Origin of the sequence: Paenibacillus sp. GM2, from assembly GCF_900069005.2 — a bacterium.
Classification (GTDB): domain Bacteria; phylum Bacillota; class Bacilli; order Paenibacillales; family Paenibacillaceae; genus Fontibacillus.
The window spans coordinates 1789313-1808320 of sequence record NZ_LN831279.1 but is presented as its reverse complement, the minus strand read 5'-3'; the positions used below and the strand labels follow the sequence as shown (position 1 = coordinate 1808320).

Below are 19008 nucleotides of genomic sequence, written 5' to 3'. Positions count from 1 at the left end.
CTTGATTTTCAGTTTACTTTGCACTGCTACCCTATTGGTGCACACAAAACAATAGAGAGGTGTTTACGCTGAAACTCAAACTGGAGAGAATCAAAAAAACATATAATAGCGGCGAGGTTGTTACAGCTTTAAAAAGTATATCACTGGGATTTCGAGAAAACGAACTTGTTTCCATACTGGGTCCGTCAGGCTGTGGAAAGACCACACTTCTTAATATTATTGGCGGTTTAGACCGTTATGATAGTGGCGATTTAGTAATAAACGGTTTGTCCACAAAAGAGTTCAAGAACGGTGATTGGGATGCTTACCGTAACCGTTCTATAGGTTTTGTATTTCAAAGCTATAATCTGATCGGACATCAAACGGTATTGCAAAATGTTGAGATCGCGATGACTTTATCTGGCGTATCAACTTCCGAAAGAAAACAACGGGCCAAGCAGGCATTAATAGAAGTCGGACTTGCAGACCATTTGAACAAAAAGCCCAATCAATTGTCGGGCGGTCAAATGCAGCGCGTCGCCATAGCAAGAGCGCTCGTAAACGACCCCGATATTATCCTTGCGGATGAGCCGACCGGAGCACTTGACAGTCATACCAGCATTCAAGTCATGGATATTCTAAAGGAGGTAGCCAAAACCCGTCTTGTCATTATGGTGACCCATAACGGTGAACTGGCAGAGGAGTATTCGGACCGAATTATCCGTTTTTTAGACGGTGAAGTTCAGTCGGACAGTAATCCGATTGTGGAAGCTGAAGCAGAAAAAGCATTTGTACAAGCAGCCAAGGAACAGAAGTTTAAGAAAACCTCGATGTCACTGATAACAGCAACGGCGCTTTCCTTTAAAAATCTGCTGACAAAGCGAGGCAGAACGCTTATTACCGCATTTGCAGGAAGCATTGGCATTATCGGTGTTGCCCTGGTTTTGGCTCTTTCCAACGGACTGTCTACCTATATGAGCAGTATGCAGTCCGATACACTGAGCAGCTTTCCCATCACCATCAGCACGGGCGAGCAAACCATAGATTTGACCGAACGCGGCCCGGGTGGTCTTGAAGGAAATCAGGATGCTGCAGGCTATACAGAATATCCGAAGGATAACGTGATGTACTCCTATGATCGCGAGAAAAACAGTACAAAGCATAGTAATATCATTACCGAAGACTATCTGAATTATATCGGAAAACTTGAAACTGAATTGCCTAATGCCGTCAACAATATTTCCTATATGCACGGAGTAAATCTCAATTTGTTGGCAAAGGGACAAGACACGGCCGTAAAGTTTGAAACAACTTCTACTTCAATGGGAATGATGATGGGCGGCAATAGCACCTATTTGCAGGAGCTTCCTGAAAATAAGAATTTTATTTTAGCCCAATATGATTTAATGGGTGAAGGAAGCAGGCTGCCTACAGAAAAAAATGAAGTCGTCTTAGTTATGGACCAATATAATCGCATTGACAAAGCATTTTTTGAGAAACTTGGTATTACTGAGGATACCGAAAATTATAAGCTGACCGATTTTATTGGCAAAACCATATTAAAGGTCATACCGAATGATGATTACTATACCAGGAATGGCGATTTATTCACTGCGGCTGCGCCTACAGATTATGAAAAACTGTATGACAGTGATACCGGAACAAAACTCACAATTACCGGCATTTTGCGTGCTAAAGAAGATGTGACAAGCAGTTATCTATCACCGGGTATTGCATATACTACGGCACTCACCCAAGAGGTAGTTGGCGATGCGCAGAAGAGCGAAATTGCAACTGCCCAAAAAAAATCGGATAAGGATGTTATGCTCGGCATTCCCTTAGACAATAAGGCGAAGGACAATGCGCTGATCATGCTTGGAGCTGATTCTACTCCAACAGGCATCAATATTTATCCGAAGGATTACGAGAGTAAAGACAAGATCAAGGATTACCTTGATAAATTTAATGATGGCAAATCAGACGATGATAAACTGATCTATTCGGATATGGCGGAAATGATTTCTTCCATAACAGGAACATTACTGGATACCGTAACTTATGTTTTGACCGGATTTGCTGCTATTTCTCTTTTGGTTTCGACAATTATGATCGGTATTATAACCTATGTTTCGGTCATTGAGCGCACCAAAGAAATCGGCATCCTTCGCAGTGTAGGGGCACGTAAGAAAGACATTTCAAGGGTATTTAATGCGGAAACGATGATTATAGGTTTCACGGCAGGAATGATTGGGGTAGGTCTTTCCTATCTGCTTCAAATCCCAATCAATACTATTATATCTAATCTGGCCGGAATTTCTGGCGTTGCAAATCTTAACCCGCTTCATGCAGCTGTGCTGGTTGCCGGAAGTATGATACTCACCTTAATTGCCGGATTTATTCCATCAAGGATGGCGGCAAAGAAAGATCCCGTTGTTGCACTTCGAAGCGAATAGCCATTTTAAAGACGGCCTACCCTGGCACGACTAAAAGAAGGACACCTATTATGGCGATAGGTGTCCTTCTTTTTTGTATCCATTTTATATTTAAGCACCTTTAATACTAATTATGACTTTTCCCTTGGCCCTTCCACTTTCCAGGTAGTGAAAGGCTTGCTCGGTATCTTTCAAAGGATACACCTTATCAATCACAGGCCTAATGAGTCCGCCTTCCATAAATTCCTTGATAACCTTCAATTGTTCCCCGCTCGGCTTCATAAACAGGAAGTGATATCTCGTTTGACTCTTCTTCTCCTGGGCTTTGATCTTACGGCTCGCGATGGAAAAAATGGCGGTTTTTAGCCAACCCGCTTTCGTTTCCTTACCAAATCTGGCGTTTGGTAAGCCGGAGATGGATACAATCTGTCCGCCTGGTTTTAGAATGCGGAATGATTTTTCCAAAGCTTCTCCTCCCAAAGTATCAAAAACAGCGTCATATCCGGTAAGGATTTCTTCAAAATTCTCTTTTTTATAATTAATAATTAGATCAGCCCCCAGCGATTTGACCAATTCATCGCCTTTTTCACTTGCGGTTGTGGCAACAAATGCACCCATCAGCTTGGCCAATTGGATAGCGAAGGTTCCTACACCTCCCGAACCTGCGTGAATCAAGATTTTTTGGCCTTTTTGAAGATTTAAAATATCAACAAAAGCTTGATAAGTTGTAAGTCCAATCAGGGGGATCGATGCTGCCTCCTCAAAGGTTAGATTCTGCGGTTTCAGCCAAAGATCTTCCTCGTGAACAGCAATAAACTCAGCTAATGTTCCGATTCGGTTCTTGCGTGGCCTACCGTAAACTTCATCCCCGGGTTTAAAGGTGTTCACCCGGCGGCCAACCTTGACTACAACGCCAGAGAAATCATTTCCCAAAATGAGAGGGAACTTGTAATTTAAGAGTATCTTCGCTTTCCCCTGCTTAATTTTATAGTCAATAGGATTTAAGCTGGCTGCATGAATTTCTACAAGTACATCCTGTTCTCCGATATCCGGCATAGGTTGTTCTGTCATTACAAAGGGAACCCTTTTTCCGTATTTCTCAATAGTTATAGCCTTCATTTCTTATCACTCCCTTATGATTATTGGTTTAATCATATAAACCAAATGGTTAAATTAAATCTCACGATGTATCCACTTAAGTCTTCTCTAAATTACTGAGGTCCAGTACATTCGTCTTCGATGGCGGTTATTAGCGATTTGAGTTGCTCAAGTGGTTTCCGGACAGTCAATACATAATAGTTCTCTACGCCCTTTTTCGCGGATTTAATAAAACCGGACTGTTTCAATACCTTTAAATGATGAGATATAGCCGGTCTGGACAAATTGATATGACTTGTTATTGTATTAACATTAAGTCCCGATTTATTCTGAGCTAACAGCATAATAATAGCTTGACGGTTTTCATCAGTCAGCACCTCCAATAGAGGGATGCAATCTTTAAATTGTTGAAGAATATCCTCGGTTTGCTGGCTCATGCAATCCACCTCTTTAGTCCATTGGTTTAATCTATTGAACATAATTATAGCTATTTTCTTCACAAAATCAAGCCCATGCTCACTAGCAACACCTCAAATTACTCACGGGTATGATCTTGCCCGCATGAATGGGAGCTTGGCCGCCTTCGGCTGTAACTAAGATTCAAGAAACTAAGTCCTGTAAAAACAGCTAAAAAATAGTCCGCCCTGCATCGCAAGAACGGACTGTTTTTTGTTATTGTGCTATAAGGCTGAAATATACATCGTCTCTTCAGTCAAGACGGATATGCTTTACCCTCATTGCTCACTCTTAAGCATGATTTGATTAATTAAATCACGATTCCGACTGTTAAAAATATCATTATGAGAAGATACGGTCCCGCTTTGATGTGCTTCAGGCTGCAAATATAGCTTAGCCTGGTTCACTGCATTCGCCGCATCTTGAAAAGCCCCTGCAATCAATTGCAATTTCTTATCATATTTCAGGATATCGCCTGCTGCATAAATCCCCGGTACAGTCGTCCCGCTTACTCCATCACCATCAATATAGTGACCGTCGATTAATTTCAGATTGACTTTGCTGTTCTCCAATAATGATCGGTCCCGTTCATAACCGTGATTGATGATCACTTCGTCAATGGCTAGTACCTCTACCTCACCCGTCAGGTGATTGGTCAACTCAACGGTTTCAATCCTCTCGTGATTAGGATGGGCAATCAGCTTCGTAATCGTGGTGTGAAAGAAACATTTTACAGAACTGTTCAGCAGTTGTTTCACTTGAGCCTCATGTCCTGACAAAGTATCCTTGCGATAAGTCAAGTATACTTGACGGGCAATAGGCTCCAGTTCGTTGGCCCAATCCACCGCAGAATTTCCTCCGCCTGAAATGACAACTGTCTTATCCTTGAAGCGCATGAGTGATTTGACGGCATAATTTAAATTCGTCACTTCGAACTTCTCTGCACCCTCCAGGTCAATTCTCTGAGGCTCTAAAATGCCTCCCCCGATCGCTACGATGACCGTTTTTGTATAGTGCAGTTCTCCTGAGGCAGCCCGCAGTACAAATAAACCGGAATCATCACGTTCAATCGACTCCACTTTCTCATTCAAGACCACGGTCGGATGAAAGGTTAACCCCTGGGCAACCATCTGTTCAATTAATTGTTCGCCCAGAATGGGGGTAAGTCCCCCCACGTCCCATATCATTTTTTCCGGATAAACATGAACTTTTCCACCCAGCACCGGCTGATACTCGATCAACTTGGTTTTCATTTCTCGCAGACCGCTATAAAAAGCAGCGAACAGACCGGCTGGCCCCCCGCCAATGATTGTAACGTCGTATAATTCCTCATGGTTGATCATTCGAATCTCTCCCTCGCAAAGACATGGCTATATCACCCTATTGAGATAAAACATTTTCAACAATCGTTTTGACCCCTAGTTCGATTGCCAGCGGACCCCCTGCCGCAATTGAACTATCCAAAGGGTAGATATGCTTGTTCTTGACGGATTGAAGAGAATTCCATACCGAATCGCTCTCCAAATCTTTCAAATAGCTTTTTAATTTCTGGGAAGACCCCCCTATATCCGCGACGAACATATAATCGGGGTTCATATTCGCCAGCCCCTCCATCGAAATCAGTTCTCCTTTTGAAGACATATCGACATAGGAGGTTGGAGGATTTAGGCCAAGACCATTGTCTTTGTTGAAAATAAATTGTGTAGTAAAGGCCCAATATTGTTTATCTCCCAGCATCGTGACGCCAAACGTTTTGTCGTTATAGGTTTGAAGCTTCTCTCTTGATTCAGCGATGAACGCTTCAATCCGTGCGATTTCCTCTTCCGCCTTCTCTTCTTTTCCGAAAATTATTCCGTATTCCCGCAGCGCCCCTTGCCAATTATTTTCATTGCTGTCAACAGTAATGACAGGAGCTATTTTGTCCAACTGCCCGTTGTAGTTCGCATATCGGCTTGAGACCGCGATAATCAGATCCGGATCAATCTCCAGCAATTTCTCTATATTGGGGTTGGCGATTGAGCCGATATCCTCAATTTCATTATTCTTATACGGTGCCAATGACTCCCACTCGTCAAGCACATCGATATCTGTAGCGGCCACCGGGGATTCGCCAAGTAAGAACAGATGCTCGAAATTACGGAAGAAAAGGAGCGCAACCTTTTCAGGTTTTTTCTCCAACACAACCTCGCGGCCAAGTGCATCCACATAAGTTTTCGGCCAGTTTTTTGCTTCCCCCTCCTTTTGTTCGGAATTGGCGACCTCCGTTACAGGCGGGGTATGGTTCGATGATTCAGAGCTGTTAGCTTTAGGTGTTCCGCTACATCCAGCTAGTATACTCATACTTGCTAAAAGTGCAATGGAGACGATCAGTCCCATAAACTTTTTCATGCTAATTCCTCCATTTATCTTCTTTGTTTTGCCTTGTCTGGCTTGGCTATGCCAGTTTAGCAAAACCGATTTTAGATGTGAATGGAGCCATCCTGAAATCCATATGGATTATTCCTGAACTTGATCCTGAACTCACCGGGGGAGACACCGAACTGTTTCCTGAACAGTCGGCTGAAATATAAGGCATCGGCATAACCAACGCATGTGGCCACCTCGCCTATTGGCGCATCGCTGGCTAACAAGGAGTCTTTGGCCTGGTTAAGACGATAGGCCATCAAGTAATTGCCCGGTCCCATACCTGTGTATTTCTTAAACACGTAAAATAACCTGTTTTCATTGATATCATTTTGTTCCGCTAAAGCACGCACGGTCAGCGCATCCATATAATGCTCGTGTATGTAATTGGATATTTGCTCAAATAACGCTTGATCACCGTCGTTGCTTTGATTTCGGACGCAGATGAAGAGTTCCTCCAGTACGCGGCGGAATAAGGTCTCTGTCTGAAAGGCTGTAATACCTCCCGGCTGGCGGGATAATCGCCACAGCAGTTTAAGCAGTTCCATCAGACGGGGGCTCTGGCCCGGTGAGAGCTGGAAATGCGTTTTTTGCAGAGAAAAGCTTGGGGGCTCTGGAATGCAAAGGCGATAGTGTATAAGCAGATACTCCCACCTGTCATTGCCAATAACCTTTCTGTCCAATTTCATATTTGCTCCCCCATGAACCACATTTCCCGGAGTGAGTAAATAGGGCGTTCCGTTGAAGACAAATTCCGCTTCCCCTCTTAAAGGAAATACAAAGCCTGGAAATGCTTCGGTATATCCGTTACAGAACCTTCCCGGTTCCTGGCTGTACCGGCTAACTTGTTCTACCTGAAAAGAGGTTTGCGCAAAATGCTCAGCCAGCTTGTTAATGTCTATTTTCATTTTACACCGCTCCTCTGTACTGCTTTAATGAGTTATCCAATCAACAAATCACATGATTTTATATTACTTTAATTGATATTGATTATCAATATCAATTAGGGGCGCGTCTATTATCGTGGCAACCGTTGCCGTTACTATGGAACCAGGCTATCAGCTTTTGCTCTGAGCTTGGGAATAGATCTTATATACGTAAAAACAAAAAAAGCCGCGATTTTCGCGACTCCTTAAGCGTATATATTCTTGTTCGAGTACTACAGCGTTTCTTCATTTACAATACGTTATACGAAGCCGCCAGATGAGCCGATTTTTTGCGATAATCGGTCGCGATCCCTGCCTGCACATTCAGCAGTTGAATCATATCCTTCGTGTTTTGGTCCATAGAGCCTTCCTGCTCGCTGTGAAGCGCCTTGTCCCCTTCTTGCCTCTGAGGTGCGGCATCACTTTGCGGCTCCTGCATCTCGCTGAGCAAAATCCGGCTGCCGTCCGCCCGGACAATGTACTGCCTGATATAACCGTTCTCTCGGCATGTAACCAGTTTGCCGCTGCTTTCTTTTGATTTGTTCGACGGATTGTCAGTCTGTTCTTTGCCAAGCTCAAACATATATTCCGCTGGCCGGCGGATATCCTGTTTAGGCTCCTGAAATTTCAATCTTGCCGTGGTGCCTGTTTCAAGCCGCATATTACTCTACTCCTTTTTCTGTCTATATCTTCTCATATATGTATCGGCATTCTATTGAAATTTGTTCAATGTTTCTGGCCTTAAGCGCTCGCATTCTGTAACACTCATGCGTAAAGGACTTCATCTTTACTTCTTATCATATTCAATAAAAATGGTCTTGGGCTCAAATCTTGGTTCAAGGCCATCATGGAGACTTGTTCTACTACTCAGCATAAGCTAAACAAAAAACAAGGGGTGAGTCTCCCAACAATGAAATATAAAAGTACCACGATCAAGAGTAAATGGACGAAAACTCAGTGGTTGCTAAATGATCCCTTTTTCCAAAGATACGTACCGCGTACATTATTATTTAACAAAAAAAATCTACTCGCTATGCTGGATGACTATAATATCGTCTTCTTAAAGCCCACCAATGGATCAGGCGGAAAAAATATTATCCGAATTCGTAAAATAGACAAGGGTTACCAGAGCCAGCTGAATACTACTAAAACAGTGTACTCAAGTGCAGCCCAATTGTATCGGGCTTTAAAACGCTTTGCGGGGAGCAGACCTTATCTGTTGCAAAAAGGAATACGCTTAGCCAAAAGCAAAGGCAAGCCATTCGATATCCGGGTTATGGTCCAGAAGACCAGATTTGGAGATTGGGTCAGCACGGCCTTATTTACCAAAGTAGGTAACCCCAAGAAGGTAGCCACCAATTATAATCAGGGCGGAACCATTGGCACTTTCAGCAAGACGATGAACGGTGCCGATTTCAACTCCATCTTCACCCCGCAACTGGAATCAGAACTCAAAAGAATGGGTGTTGCCGTTGGCCGGAACTTTGACCGTCATCACCAAGGATTCCAAGAACTCGGTCTGGATGTAGCTGTCGATTCCAAGGGGAAACCCTGGATTCTGGAAGTGAATACTCGGCCGCAAATATACCCCCTTAAAGCATTAAAAGATCAGAGCCTATATAATAAGATTCTGTCCTATGGGAAGCAATATGGGCGTCTCAAATAGCCATAAAGTGAAATGAATGCTACTTATGGCTAAACTGCCGGGCTCTATGCCCGGCAGTTGCAGGTTATTTATAAAGCTATTTCTATCACTCTACGAAAAGTCTAGCTCTATTAGATACGAGATGATTAACGTACTGGATCGCTTAAAGTGCTGTCAATGCCCCGTTCCTTCTTCCGTTTGGAGCGAATCATAAAAACAAATGGCAGAGCCAGTACTACTACAAGCGTTGACAAAATGTTTAGATCGTTAATGCCCATCGTGGTTGATAGCTGGACTAAGCTCGATCCGACGTCCCCATCCTTTAGCTTGTCAGCGTGATCTGCTGTACGTGAAGCTAGCAGCGTGGTGAAAAGAGCCACACCAAACGATACGAATACATTTCGCAACCAATTCTGAATGGAGGAGGCATGGCCGATATACTCGCGTGAAACCTCCTCCATGCCGGCTGTCGTCGCCGGCATTAGCACCAGAGCCAGACCTAAACTGCGGATTGTCATCCATAAGAGCGTATAAGCAGATGAACTGTCGATTTGAAGCCACGCTAGCGGCAAATTTCCTGCAATCATCAGCAATACGCCAATAAGTAATAGCGGCTTGGGTCCAACCCCCTTATATAGTCTGCCAACAACCAGGGACATTATTGCCATGGCAAGCGTGGACGGCAACAAAATGATCCCTGTATCAAGTGGCGAATGCCCCTGAACATTTTGCAGGAAGACGGGCACGAGAAGCATGCCTGAAAAAAAGTTGATCATTACGATACAGAGCAATATGACCGTCATCGTGAAGCGTCGATTTAGAAACACTCTGAGCTGCAGTAGCGGCGACTCGATGGACATCTCGCGCCACAGAAAGAGCGCCAGCGCCAATAGTCCCCCGCCCAGACAAAGCAGTGTGCTAACCGATCCCCAGCCCCAACCGGAGCCTTGCGACAACGCGATCAGCAGCAGCGAGCTGGCGGCGATGACTGTCAAAAGCCCCCATAAATCGAATCCCTTCGGTACGCGCAGGCGATAGTAAGGAATGAAGAAAAAGGCAGTAACGATAGCAAGCACACCGAGCGGCACATTGGTCCAGAAGAGCCATTTCCAGGATCCGTGCTGGATAAGCCAACCTGCATAGCTCGGTCCAATCGCTGGCGCCACGATCGAAGCGGCAATCCAGATGCTCATGGCGACAGACTGCTGGTGTCGCGGTATGATCTGAAATATCATCGTCATCGATGCAGGCACGATAATACCGCAGAATGCACCCTGAATTATGCGGAACACGATCAGCATCGGTGCGTTCCAGGACAAAGCGCATAGTACGGAGGCCACCGTCATGCCAAGCAAAGCGAAAATATACAGCCGCTTGTAACTGTAGCGTTCACCGAAATACCCGGCAGTTGGCGCGAACGTGCCAAGCGCCAGCATAAAGCCTGTCAATGTCCATTGCACGACATTTAAGTCGGTGGAAAATTCTTTTTGCAAAACCGGTAAAGCTATATTAATCGTATTACTGTTCAACAGCGAAAGGAAATTTCCCATGAAAATAGCTATTATTATGGGGATAAACTTCATAGGCTTCTGTGTTTGTGGCTCTTCGGTGTTGATTAAATTCTTTTTTTCCATAGCAGGTTAAACCATCCATTTACTTATTGTTTACTTGTTAACAAAATATCTACTCGGACACATCCGCGGCAATTTCATTCCAAGCATTGCCCGGACGGGCTGGAACGTCGGGGGGATCGGCTGTTTACCCAATACTGCCTTCCATCTCCAGCTTGATGAGCCTGTTCATTTCCACCGCATATTCCATGGGCAGTTCTTTCGTGAACGGCTCGATGAAGCCCATCACGATCATCTGGGTCGCTTCTTCCTCGGACAGGCCTCGGCTCATCAAGTAGAAGAGCTGATCCTCGGATACCTTGGAGACAGTCGCTTCGTGTTCCAGCGTGATATTGTCGTTCATGATCTCGTTATAAGGTATCGTATCTGACGTGGACTCATTATCGAGAATAAGCGTGTCGCATTTGATGTTAGACTTGGCGCCGAAAGCTTTTCGTCCAAAAGTAGCCAAACCTCGGTACGTCACTTTACCACCGTGTTTGCTGATCGATTTTGATATGATGGTCGATGTCGTATCCGGAGCCAGATGAATCATTTTGGCCCCGGCATCTTGGTGCTGCCCCTTGCCTGCGACCGCAATCGAGAGCATGTTCCCCTTTGATCCGCGTCCTTTTAACACTACGGAAGGGTATTTCATCGTCAGCCGCGAGCCAATATTGCCATCCACCCATTCCATGGTTGCGTTTTCTTCAGCTATCGCCCGCTTTGTCACCATATTATAAATATTGGGCGCCCAATTTTGAATAGTTGTATATCGCGCCCGGGAATTTCGCTTGCAGATAATCTCTACAACGGCACTATGAAGCGAGTTCGTGCTGTAGATCGGTGCCGTGCAGCCCTCTACATAATGGACAAAGCTATCCTCTTCCATAATAATGAGCGTTCTTTCGAATTGTCCCATGTTCTCCGAATTGATGCGGAAGTAAGCTTGCAAAGGAACCTCGCATTTTACCCCTTTCGGAACATAAACAAAGCTTCCTCCGGACCATACCGCGCTGTTCAGTGCGGCAAACTTATTATCGCTTGGCGGAATAATGGTGCCAAAATGTTGACGCAGCAGTTTGGGATGCTCGCGCAGCGCTGTGTCGGTATCTGTAAATATAACCCCTTGTTCCTCCAGCTCTTGTTGGATACTGTGATAGACGACTTCGGATTCATACTGAGCCGACACCCCGGCAAGAAACTTCTGTTCCGCTTCCGGTATGCCAAGCTTGTCAAAGGTTTGCTTAATCTCGATCGGCACTTCCTCCCAAGTTTTGCCCTGCTTCTCGGAAGGCTTGACATAATATTGGATATCATTGAAATCCAGGGCTCCCAAATCGCCCCCCCATGCAGGCATCGGCATACTTTGGAACACTTCCAGCGCCTTTAGCCGAAAGTCGAGCATCCAGTCGGGTTCTTCCTTCATCTCCGAGATGGTAGTAACGATCTCACGAGTCAGTCCCTTACCGGATTGGAACACTGCTTGATGCGCATCTTTGAAGCCGTATTGATATTCTCCCAGCTCCACCATTTCCTTGGCCATATGTTCTCATCCTCCTTATTCAGCAAATATGCTTGCTTGATCCGATTCCTTGATTTGTCCCAGCTTCTGCTCCACAAGCGCTTGCAGCTGGGTGGCTACACCTTCCAGCGGTACTTCGGCCACGACGGGAGCAAGGAACCCATATACGATTAGCTGCTCCGCCTCCACCCGGCTAATTCCTCTGGACATCAAATAATACAGCTGTTCCGGATTAACTTGTCCGACGCTGGCGGCGTGTCCGGCTTTCACATCGTCTTCATCAATCAACAGGATCGGATTGGCATCGCCGCGCGCCTCGGGATGCAGCATCAATATTTTTTCGGTCTGCTGTCCGTTCGCGCCTGTTGCCCCCTTTTCAATTTTGGTGATTCCGTTTAATATGGCGGTTGACTGCTCTCTCATCACCGCTCTGATTACCATATCGCTTGGCGAATTCTTGCCGATATGAACCGTCCGGGCTGTAATATTCATCGTCTGACGACCGGATCCTACCAAGATGGACTTTAAATCCGAACCAGCCCCTTCGCCTTGGAGCACGGATACTGTATCGCTCATCGTCTTGCCCCAATTCATTTCGCCAATCAACCAGTTGACCTGTCCGTCGTGTTCAACAATGGCGCGTCGATACGTCAGGTCGATCAAGTCTCTTTCCAGTTGGTGCAATGACACGACATGGACCTTTGCCCCTTCGCCGACGAATACTTCCATAACGGCTTGGTTCACCGCCACAATCTTGCTTAAGGAGGACATGGTATTCTCCACCAGTGTTACGGAGCTGCCCTCCTCGGCTACCACCAATACATGCGGCATAAAGAGCGTATCGGATTCATCTACACAAAATAGCGTCTGCAGCGGGGCCTCCACATGAACCCCCTTAGGGATGTAAATAAAGGCTCCGCCGCTCCAGTGTGCGGCATGCTGCGCGGTAAGCAGATTCTCCTCCGTCTTCACGGCTTGCATCAAATAGGGCTTAACCAGTTCCGGATATTGCCGGGCCGCTGTTTCCAAATCGGTTAAAATAACGCCTTGCTCCCCCAGCCCTTCCGTCAAGTGCTTGATCAAAGGGCCTGAATTTTGCTGTACCAGTACATTGTCAGAGTACACCCATTTTCTGATGGATTCCGGTAATTCTTCGAGAAATGTCAATAGCTCTGGCTTGCGGTATACGCCTTGCTGAGGTAAAGGCCAGCGCTGCAAATTCGTCTTCTCCAGCCTGGGCAACTGCAGGGTACTGATGGCATCCAGGCCTCTCTTCCTCAACATCGTCAGCCAATCCGGGTCTGCTTCATAGCGAACTTGTTCTGATGCCCGGTTCTCTGCACTGTTCATTGTCATGTTACGGCTCTCTCCTTTCAGATACGCGGTGACTTGGTTTGCATTGGCATTTGAAACGATTCTTCTTCGTCCGGAGCAGCAGATTCCTCTGTAATCCCCAGTTCTTCTTTGATCCACTCATATCCGTCGGCTTCTAACCGCTCCGCCAATTCCGGCCCCCCGGATTTTACGATGGTTCCTTGCATCATTACATGTACGAAGTCCGGCTTGATATAATTAAGCAGTCGCTGATAATGCGTAATAATTAAAAATCCGCGGTCTGGGCTGCGCAAAGCGTTGACCCCTTCAGCAACGATGCGCAGCGCATCAATATCCAGACCGGAGTCGATTTCATCCAATATGACCAAAGGCGGTTCGAGCATCAGCATTTGCAAAATTTCATTCCGCTTTTTCTCCCCTCCGGAAAAACCCTCGTTCAGGTAACGATGCATAAATTCCGGGTTCATCTCCAGCGTCTGCATGCTCGCTTCCATCATCCGTACAAATTTGATTAACGAAAGCTCTTGGCCTTTTTCACGCCTTGCATTGATCGCACTGCGCATGAAGTCAGAATTCGTGACCCCGGTGATCTCACTCGGATATTGCATAGCCAGGAATAATCCTGCCCGGGCCCTTTCATCCACTTCCATCTCCAGCAGATCTTCCCCGTTAAGTGTAACAATCCCCTCTGTCACTTCGTACTTGGGGTGCCCCATCAAAGCTGAGGCCAATGTACTCTTCCCCGTTCCATTCGGTCCCATTACAACATGAATTTCTCCGCCATTCACCTCAAGGTTCAGACCTTTCAGGATCTCTTTGCCTTCTACTGCCGCCTTTAAATGTTCGATTCGCAGGTTCACTGTCATTTCATCGCCACTCCTTTTCATTTGCCTCATTCAACCCGTATTCTTACAAAACTGCTGACCAGGTACATATCCGTTTGATCTTATACTCATCATTTTTAGGCTTCCGTTACCATACCTCCCCAGAACACTTTTGTTTTGTTTACTAGTAAACATAATATGTGATAATGATTCTCAATGTCAATGATGATTTGAGAAAAACCTTGGTTGCGGCACTTGCTGAATCCGTTAAATTGTGATATTTTAATTTCCGAGTTAACAATATGGAGTGTGATTCCGAATCAATGGATTATCCTGTCAATATTAAGGCGTTAATTTATGAACAGTTGCTTCACTTCTCTCATTTGCATGAACAGCGAATGGAGCTTGAACTTAAAGAGATTCAAGATATGGTGCAGCTCCGGCAATTGAAAAGCATCCCAGGTAATTTATCGACTATCCATGTGCTGGATTGCATCGGCCATTATGAACCGATTAATCATTCCGCGATTGCAGAGAAATTAAAATTGTCCAAGGCAAGCATTACCAAGATCAGTAAGAAGCTGCTTGAGCTTGACCTCATTCGCCGGACCCAGCTGAACGACAATCGTAAAGAGGTGTATTTTCGTCTAACGCCCCATGGGAAGCAGATGTACGATTTGCATCGGGATTTGCATGAAGAGGAGGAACAGCGCTTTATACAATTTTTGGGAGATTACTCCGAAAGCGAGCTGCAGACGATTTTCAAGTTTTTTCAAGGTATGTCCCGGTATGTAGACAAGAGATAAAAAAATTTTTTGGTATTATTGTTTACTAGTAAACAAATTTAGCAAGGAGGAATTATATTGGATTATCCCCAAGCGATCAAAGAACGCAGAACCATCCGGAGATTTAACACAACACCGGTAGCGCCAGAACTGGTCGTATCCTTGATGAATGATGCGGCCAGTCTATACGAAGCTGAAGGCGCGCCGCGCTGGCGCTGCCTTATCGCGAATACACCTGAGGCGTGCCATAGGTTGGTGGACAGCATGATGGCCAAGATGAAGGAAAGCCGCTTCGGTAAGCTCATCCCCGCTAAAATGATCGATTTCTTCGTCAAACGAATAACGGATATTCCCGCTCACCTGATCTTCATTGCCGAGTCTGCCTCCGATCGGCGGAAGAGCGACGAAAATTACGCTGCAGTCTGTAGTGTAATGCAAAATTTTCAGCTGCTTGCCTGGCATCGCGGGTTGGGCGCGCTATGGGATACGGACCCTATGTTTCATAGCGAGGCGTTTCTTGCAGAAATCGGATTGCAGACCGGTGAAAGATTTGCCGGGATTTTGCATATAGGGTATTTCGATAAAGCACCGAGAGCCCGAAGAAGAACGCCGGCGGAGCAGAAATGGACTGCAATCGGCGGTGGGAAAGCGGATGAGCTTCAGCCGGGTCACGTGCGCATTGCGGTGCCGAGCATTCTTGAAGTGCTGAATGATGCCGTCTGGGCACCAAACGATGGACTAAGGGAGCCATGGCGCTTTATCCATGTGACGGGCAGCCTCGCTGCCACAAAACTCTCGGATTCATCCGGAAATGCATCATCAGCTTTTCTCCTTATTGTAGCCAAGCAAGAAGTTGATCCCCACAAGCAGGAGGAGGATTACGCGGCGGTCTGCTGTTTGATCCAGAACGTCCAACTGTTGGCTAAATCCAGATCATGGTACTCGCGCCGATCAATACCGAATTGGATTTATGACCCGAATCAGTGTGAGCCGTTTGGCATTCAGCCGGGCGAGCGGATCGTGGCGGTTCTGGAATTCAGAGAAGACGATCGACCGTCGGGCTCGCACTCCTCCCCTTCCCCATTCCTTAACATCACGCAGCTATGAGGGGATATTAAATATCTCGTATGAAACGGAATTAGCACCCTGACCCAAAGAAAAAACAGTCTCCCCTAGCGGAAGGGGGACTGTTTGTCGTCATCCTACTAACCCTGCATTCTTTAATAGCTTCTCTATCCCAAATTGATCTCCCGGATCTTTTCCGGTGCCACTTTCGGTTTTCGGTCTTCGGTAAGCAGGCCGTTGACCTCATGCTGCACATCTGTAATCTGCGTATAACAGTAGCCGGAAATAAACGGAATTGCTTTGATCGCTCTTGTTATGCTGCCGAATCGCTCCAGGAAAGCTTCCTCACTATCAACCTGATTACCGTAACCCCAGCCATGCTCGCTCTTGAAAGCAATCCCTCCAAACTCGCTGATCATAATCGGTTGGCCTTTATAACTGTAGCCTTGGGCGAACGCAAATTTCCACTCGTTGTACGTACCGATGCTGCCCGTAATCGAGTCTTTATCCTTGTAGGTTTCATACAAATCTTCGCCTCGCTCCACGTAATCATGAAGCGTCAAAATATCAGAAATAGTGTGCTCCCATCCATCATTGGTGATGACTGGACGATAAGGATCGATCGATTTGGTCAAATAATAAATGCCCTCCGTAAATTTTTGCTGCCGGTCGTCATGGATAATATTTTGAATGCCCCAGGATTCATTAAAGGGTACCCAGGTAATAATGCAGGGATGATTATACTGCTGCTGTACAACCTCAATCCATTCCTTGGTAAAACGCTCCACAGCTTCGTCGTTATATTCAAAAGCAGCCGCCATTTCGGACCAGACCAACATGCCTTTGACATCACACCAGTACAGGAACCTGGCGTCTTCAATTTTCATATGCTTGCGCAAACCGTTGTAGCCCATCTGGGCAATCGCCTCGATATCTTCTATCAGCGCTTCTTCCGACGGCGGTGTCAGATGACTTTCGGTCCAGTAGCCCTGATCCAGGATCAATCTTTGGTAAAGGGGAATATTGTTCAGCAGGATTTGGCCATCCCTGATCGAGATTTTGCGCATGCCAAAATAGGAGCCCACCCGATCGATCTCTTGTTCTCCTTCATACAGCACAAACTCCACATCAAATAGATTAGGATGGTCCGGGGACCACAGGTTTTGCAGCCAAGGTCCGTTGATGCCGCTCATCATGCCGGTTTCCACCATAAGCCAGGCTCTGTCCACCGAAAGGCTCAGCTTTCTTACTGTCTCCCCTTTAAATGTAATTTCGGTCTCCAGCCGCAGATTATTTTTCTTCTTTGTACCGTTAAAGCGAAAGTCAAACCGCACCTTTTGGGCGTCGATGTCCGGCGTCGTTTTCACCATATCCAGGCGGGTTTCATGGACATGCTCAAGCCAGACGCTTTTCCAAATGCCAGTTGTCTGCACATAAAACGAATCATGATTCCGCCCGGCCCAGCGCTGCTTGCCTCGAGGCTGCAAACAGCTATCGCTGTCTTCCACTTTCAGCACCATTTCATTTTCAGCGTCTTGAGCCAGCAGGTCGGTAATATCAAAGGAGAACCGAGCATATGCCCCTTCATGCTCTCCCGCATAACTACCGTTCACCCAACAGGTGGCTTTATAATCGACGCCTTCGAAATGCAGGATTGTTCGTTTCCCTTCCGCCTCAGGGGACAGTATCAGTTTTCTGCGATACCAGACCTGCGCATGGAACTTCTCCTCACCGATCCCGCTCGCCCGGGTTTCATAGGTAAATGGAACGTTTATTTGGAGTGCGGCCGGAAAATGGTCCATCCAACGTTCAGCAACCCCAACTTCGTCATCATCGAAACTGAAATCCCACTCCCCGTTCAGATCCACCCACTTATTTCGTACAAATTGGGGTCTTGGATAGTTTTTTATATAAAATTTCGTAGCTGCTGTGGACATTTTAGGCACCTATCCTCTCTCTAATCACTGAAGTATACTCTGTATTTCTTATCACAGATTACTATCTTGTATAGAGAAAGGAAATGACTTATCCTATCTAATAACTGATCTATTATCCTTTTGAGGAGTGGACTTGATTGATACATTTGAAGCGATGCGGTTATCATGTGATTCATCCGGAAGGCTTTACGGTCGATCGCCCGGAAGGCTCCGGGGATTACGTATTTTTACTCTTTCGCAGCAAAATGGAGCTTAGGGTGCAATCGCAGAATGTGTTTGTTGAACCCAATAGCTTTATTATTTTTAACAAAAACAGCCCGTATTTCTACCGGGATACCGAACAACCTCTGGTTCATGACTGGTTCCATTTTGAAATGGAGGCCGCAGACGATTTTTTTGATCGATTGAATCTGCCTCTAGATACCTTAATCAAAGCCTATGACCCCTTTTATATTTCCAGAAAAGTGAATGAGATTCATTGGGAGAATTTACAGAATGGAACCTTTCGACATGAGATCATCGATTATACCATTCGTTGTCTGTTCATGAAGCTTAGCGATATACGAAATCATCTGGAGCCACATCATCAGATCAGCAAATACTATGATCAGTTCCTGAATCTGAGAAATGAAGTTTTCAGTTCCCCATCTACCTGGTACACTGTCGAGTTCTTGGCGGATAAGATGAAGATGAGTCGATCTTATTTTCAGCATATCTACAAACAAATTTTTGGCGTGTCGGTAATTTACGATATTATCCTTAACAGACTAGGGTATGCCTCCTATTTACTGAAGAACACATCGTATACGATCAGCCATATTTCTGGAATTTGTGGTTATGAGAACGATGTGCATTTTATGCGGCAATTCAAAAAGTTCATAGGACTAACGCCAAGTGAATACAGAGAAAGGCCTGATGTTGCCGAGCTGCCGTAAACTGCAAGCACTGGGTTTTGTTAAAAATAGGAAGTGATCTTTCCCGTCTACAT

General features: G+C 45.7%; 16 protein-coding genes. 5 read left to right on the top strand and 11 right to left on the bottom strand.

The window, feature by feature from the left end; all coding sequences use genetic code 11:
• The first annotated feature begins 59 nt into the window (after positions 1 to 59).
• Complete coding sequence (locus tag BN1360_RS17915) at positions 60 to 2432, top strand: ABC transporter ATP-binding protein/permease (protein ID WP_229521038.1); 2373 nt, start codon at positions 60 to 62, stop codon at positions 2430 to 2432.
• Between the two features lie 90 nt (positions 2433 to 2522).
• On the opposite strand, the gene BN1360_RS17910 is transcribed toward BN1360_RS17915, so the two are convergent.
• From BN1360_RS17910 to BN1360_RS17885, 6 genes are all read right to left on the bottom strand, one after another.
• Positions 2523 to 3530 (bottom strand): NADP-dependent oxidoreductase, encoded by a 1008-nt coding sequence (locus BN1360_RS17910; protein ID WP_068781209.1) that lies wholly within the window; start codon positions 3528 to 3530, stop codon positions 2523 to 2525.
• 92 nt (positions 3531 to 3622) lie between these two features.
• Positions 3623 to 3946, bottom strand: a complete 324-nt coding sequence (locus tag BN1360_RS17905; RefSeq protein ID WP_068781208.1) for an ArsR/SmtB family transcription factor — start codon at positions 3944 to 3946, stop codon at positions 3623 to 3625.
• A gap of 297 nt (positions 3947 to 4243) precedes the next feature.
• Positions 4244 to 5305, bottom strand: coding sequence for an NAD(P)/FAD-dependent oxidoreductase (locus BN1360_RS17900; protein WP_068781491.1), 1062 nt, complete (start codon positions 5303 to 5305; stop codon positions 4244 to 4246).
• Between the two features lie 40 nt (positions 5306 to 5345).
• A complete protein-coding gene (locus tag BN1360_RS17895; RefSeq protein WP_068781207.1) occupies positions 5346 to 6353 on the bottom strand; it encodes an ABC transporter substrate-binding protein in 1008 nt (335 codons plus the stop codon).
• Positions 6354 to 6424: 71 nt separating this feature from the next.
• Positions 6425 to 7276 (bottom strand): helix-turn-helix transcriptional regulator, encoded by an 852-nt coding sequence (locus BN1360_RS17890; RefSeq protein ID WP_068781206.1) that lies wholly within the window; start codon positions 7274 to 7276, stop codon positions 6425 to 6427.
• 268 nt (positions 7277 to 7544) lie between these two features.
• Positions 7545 to 7955 carry a hypothetical protein gene (locus BN1360_RS17885; RefSeq protein ID WP_068781205.1) on the bottom strand — a complete coding sequence of 137 codons (411 nt, stop codon included), beginning with the start codon at positions 7953 to 7955 and terminating at the stop codon, positions 7545 to 7547.
• 249 nt (positions 7956 to 8204) lie between these two features.
• Here BN1360_RS17885 and BN1360_RS17880 point away from each other — a divergent pair, with 249 nt between their 5' ends.
• A complete protein-coding gene (locus BN1360_RS17880) occupies positions 8205 to 8960 on the top strand; it encodes a YheC/YheD family protein (RefSeq protein ID WP_068781204.1) in 756 nt (251 codons plus the stop codon).
• Positions 8961 to 9085: 125 nt separating this feature from the next.
• On the opposite strand, the gene BN1360_RS17875 is transcribed toward BN1360_RS17880, so the two are convergent.
• From BN1360_RS17875 to sufC, 4 genes are all read right to left on the bottom strand, one after another.
• Positions 9086 to 10522 carry an MDR family MFS transporter gene (locus BN1360_RS17875; protein ID WP_256872356.1) on the bottom strand — a complete coding sequence of 479 codons (1437 nt, stop codon included), beginning with the start codon at positions 10520 to 10522 and terminating at the stop codon, positions 9086 to 9088.
• 175 nt (positions 10523 to 10697) lie between these two features.
• Positions 10698 to 12095, bottom strand: coding sequence for a Fe-S cluster assembly protein SufB (sufB, locus tag BN1360_RS17870; protein WP_068781202.1), 1398 nt, complete (start codon positions 12093 to 12095; stop codon positions 10698 to 10700).
• A 15-nt stretch (positions 12096 to 12110) separates the two neighbouring features.
• Positions 12111 to 13430, bottom strand: coding sequence for a Fe-S cluster assembly protein SufD (gene sufD / locus BN1360_RS17865; protein ID WP_068781201.1), 1320 nt, complete (start codon positions 13428 to 13430; stop codon positions 12111 to 12113).
• 17 nt (positions 13431 to 13447) lie between these two features.
• Complete coding sequence (gene sufC / locus BN1360_RS17860; protein ID WP_068781200.1) at positions 13448 to 14275, bottom strand: Fe-S cluster assembly ATPase SufC; 828 nt, start codon at positions 14273 to 14275, stop codon at positions 13448 to 13450.
• A gap of 281 nt (positions 14276 to 14556) precedes the next feature.
• Here sufC and BN1360_RS17855 point away from each other — a divergent pair, with 281 nt between their 5' ends.
• Together BN1360_RS17855 and BN1360_RS17850 are read left to right on the top strand one after the other, a co-directional pair.
• On the top strand, positions 14557 to 15039 hold the full coding sequence (locus BN1360_RS17855; RefSeq protein WP_068781199.1) for a MarR family transcriptional regulator: 483 nt from the start codon (positions 14557 to 14559) through the stop codon (positions 15037 to 15039).
• 57 nt (positions 15040 to 15096) lie between these two features.
• Entirely contained in the window at positions 15097 to 16125 is a 1029-nt protein-coding gene (locus BN1360_RS17850; protein ID WP_179014924.1) for a nitroreductase family protein, read from the top strand.
• Between the two features lie 125 nt (positions 16126 to 16250).
• On the opposite strand, the gene BN1360_RS17845 is transcribed toward BN1360_RS17850, so the two are convergent.
• Positions 16251 to 18020, bottom strand: coding sequence for a glycoside hydrolase family 2 protein (locus BN1360_RS17845; protein ID WP_068781197.1), 1770 nt, complete (start codon positions 18018 to 18020; stop codon positions 16251 to 16253).
• Between the two features lie 137 nt (positions 18021 to 18157).
• On the opposite strand from BN1360_RS17845, the gene BN1360_RS17840 reads away from it, so the two are divergent.
• Complete coding sequence (locus tag BN1360_RS17840) at positions 18158 to 18955, top strand: helix-turn-helix domain-containing protein (RefSeq protein ID WP_069188371.1); 798 nt, start codon at positions 18158 to 18160, stop codon at positions 18953 to 18955.
• Positions 18956 to 19008: the final 53 nt, after the last annotated feature.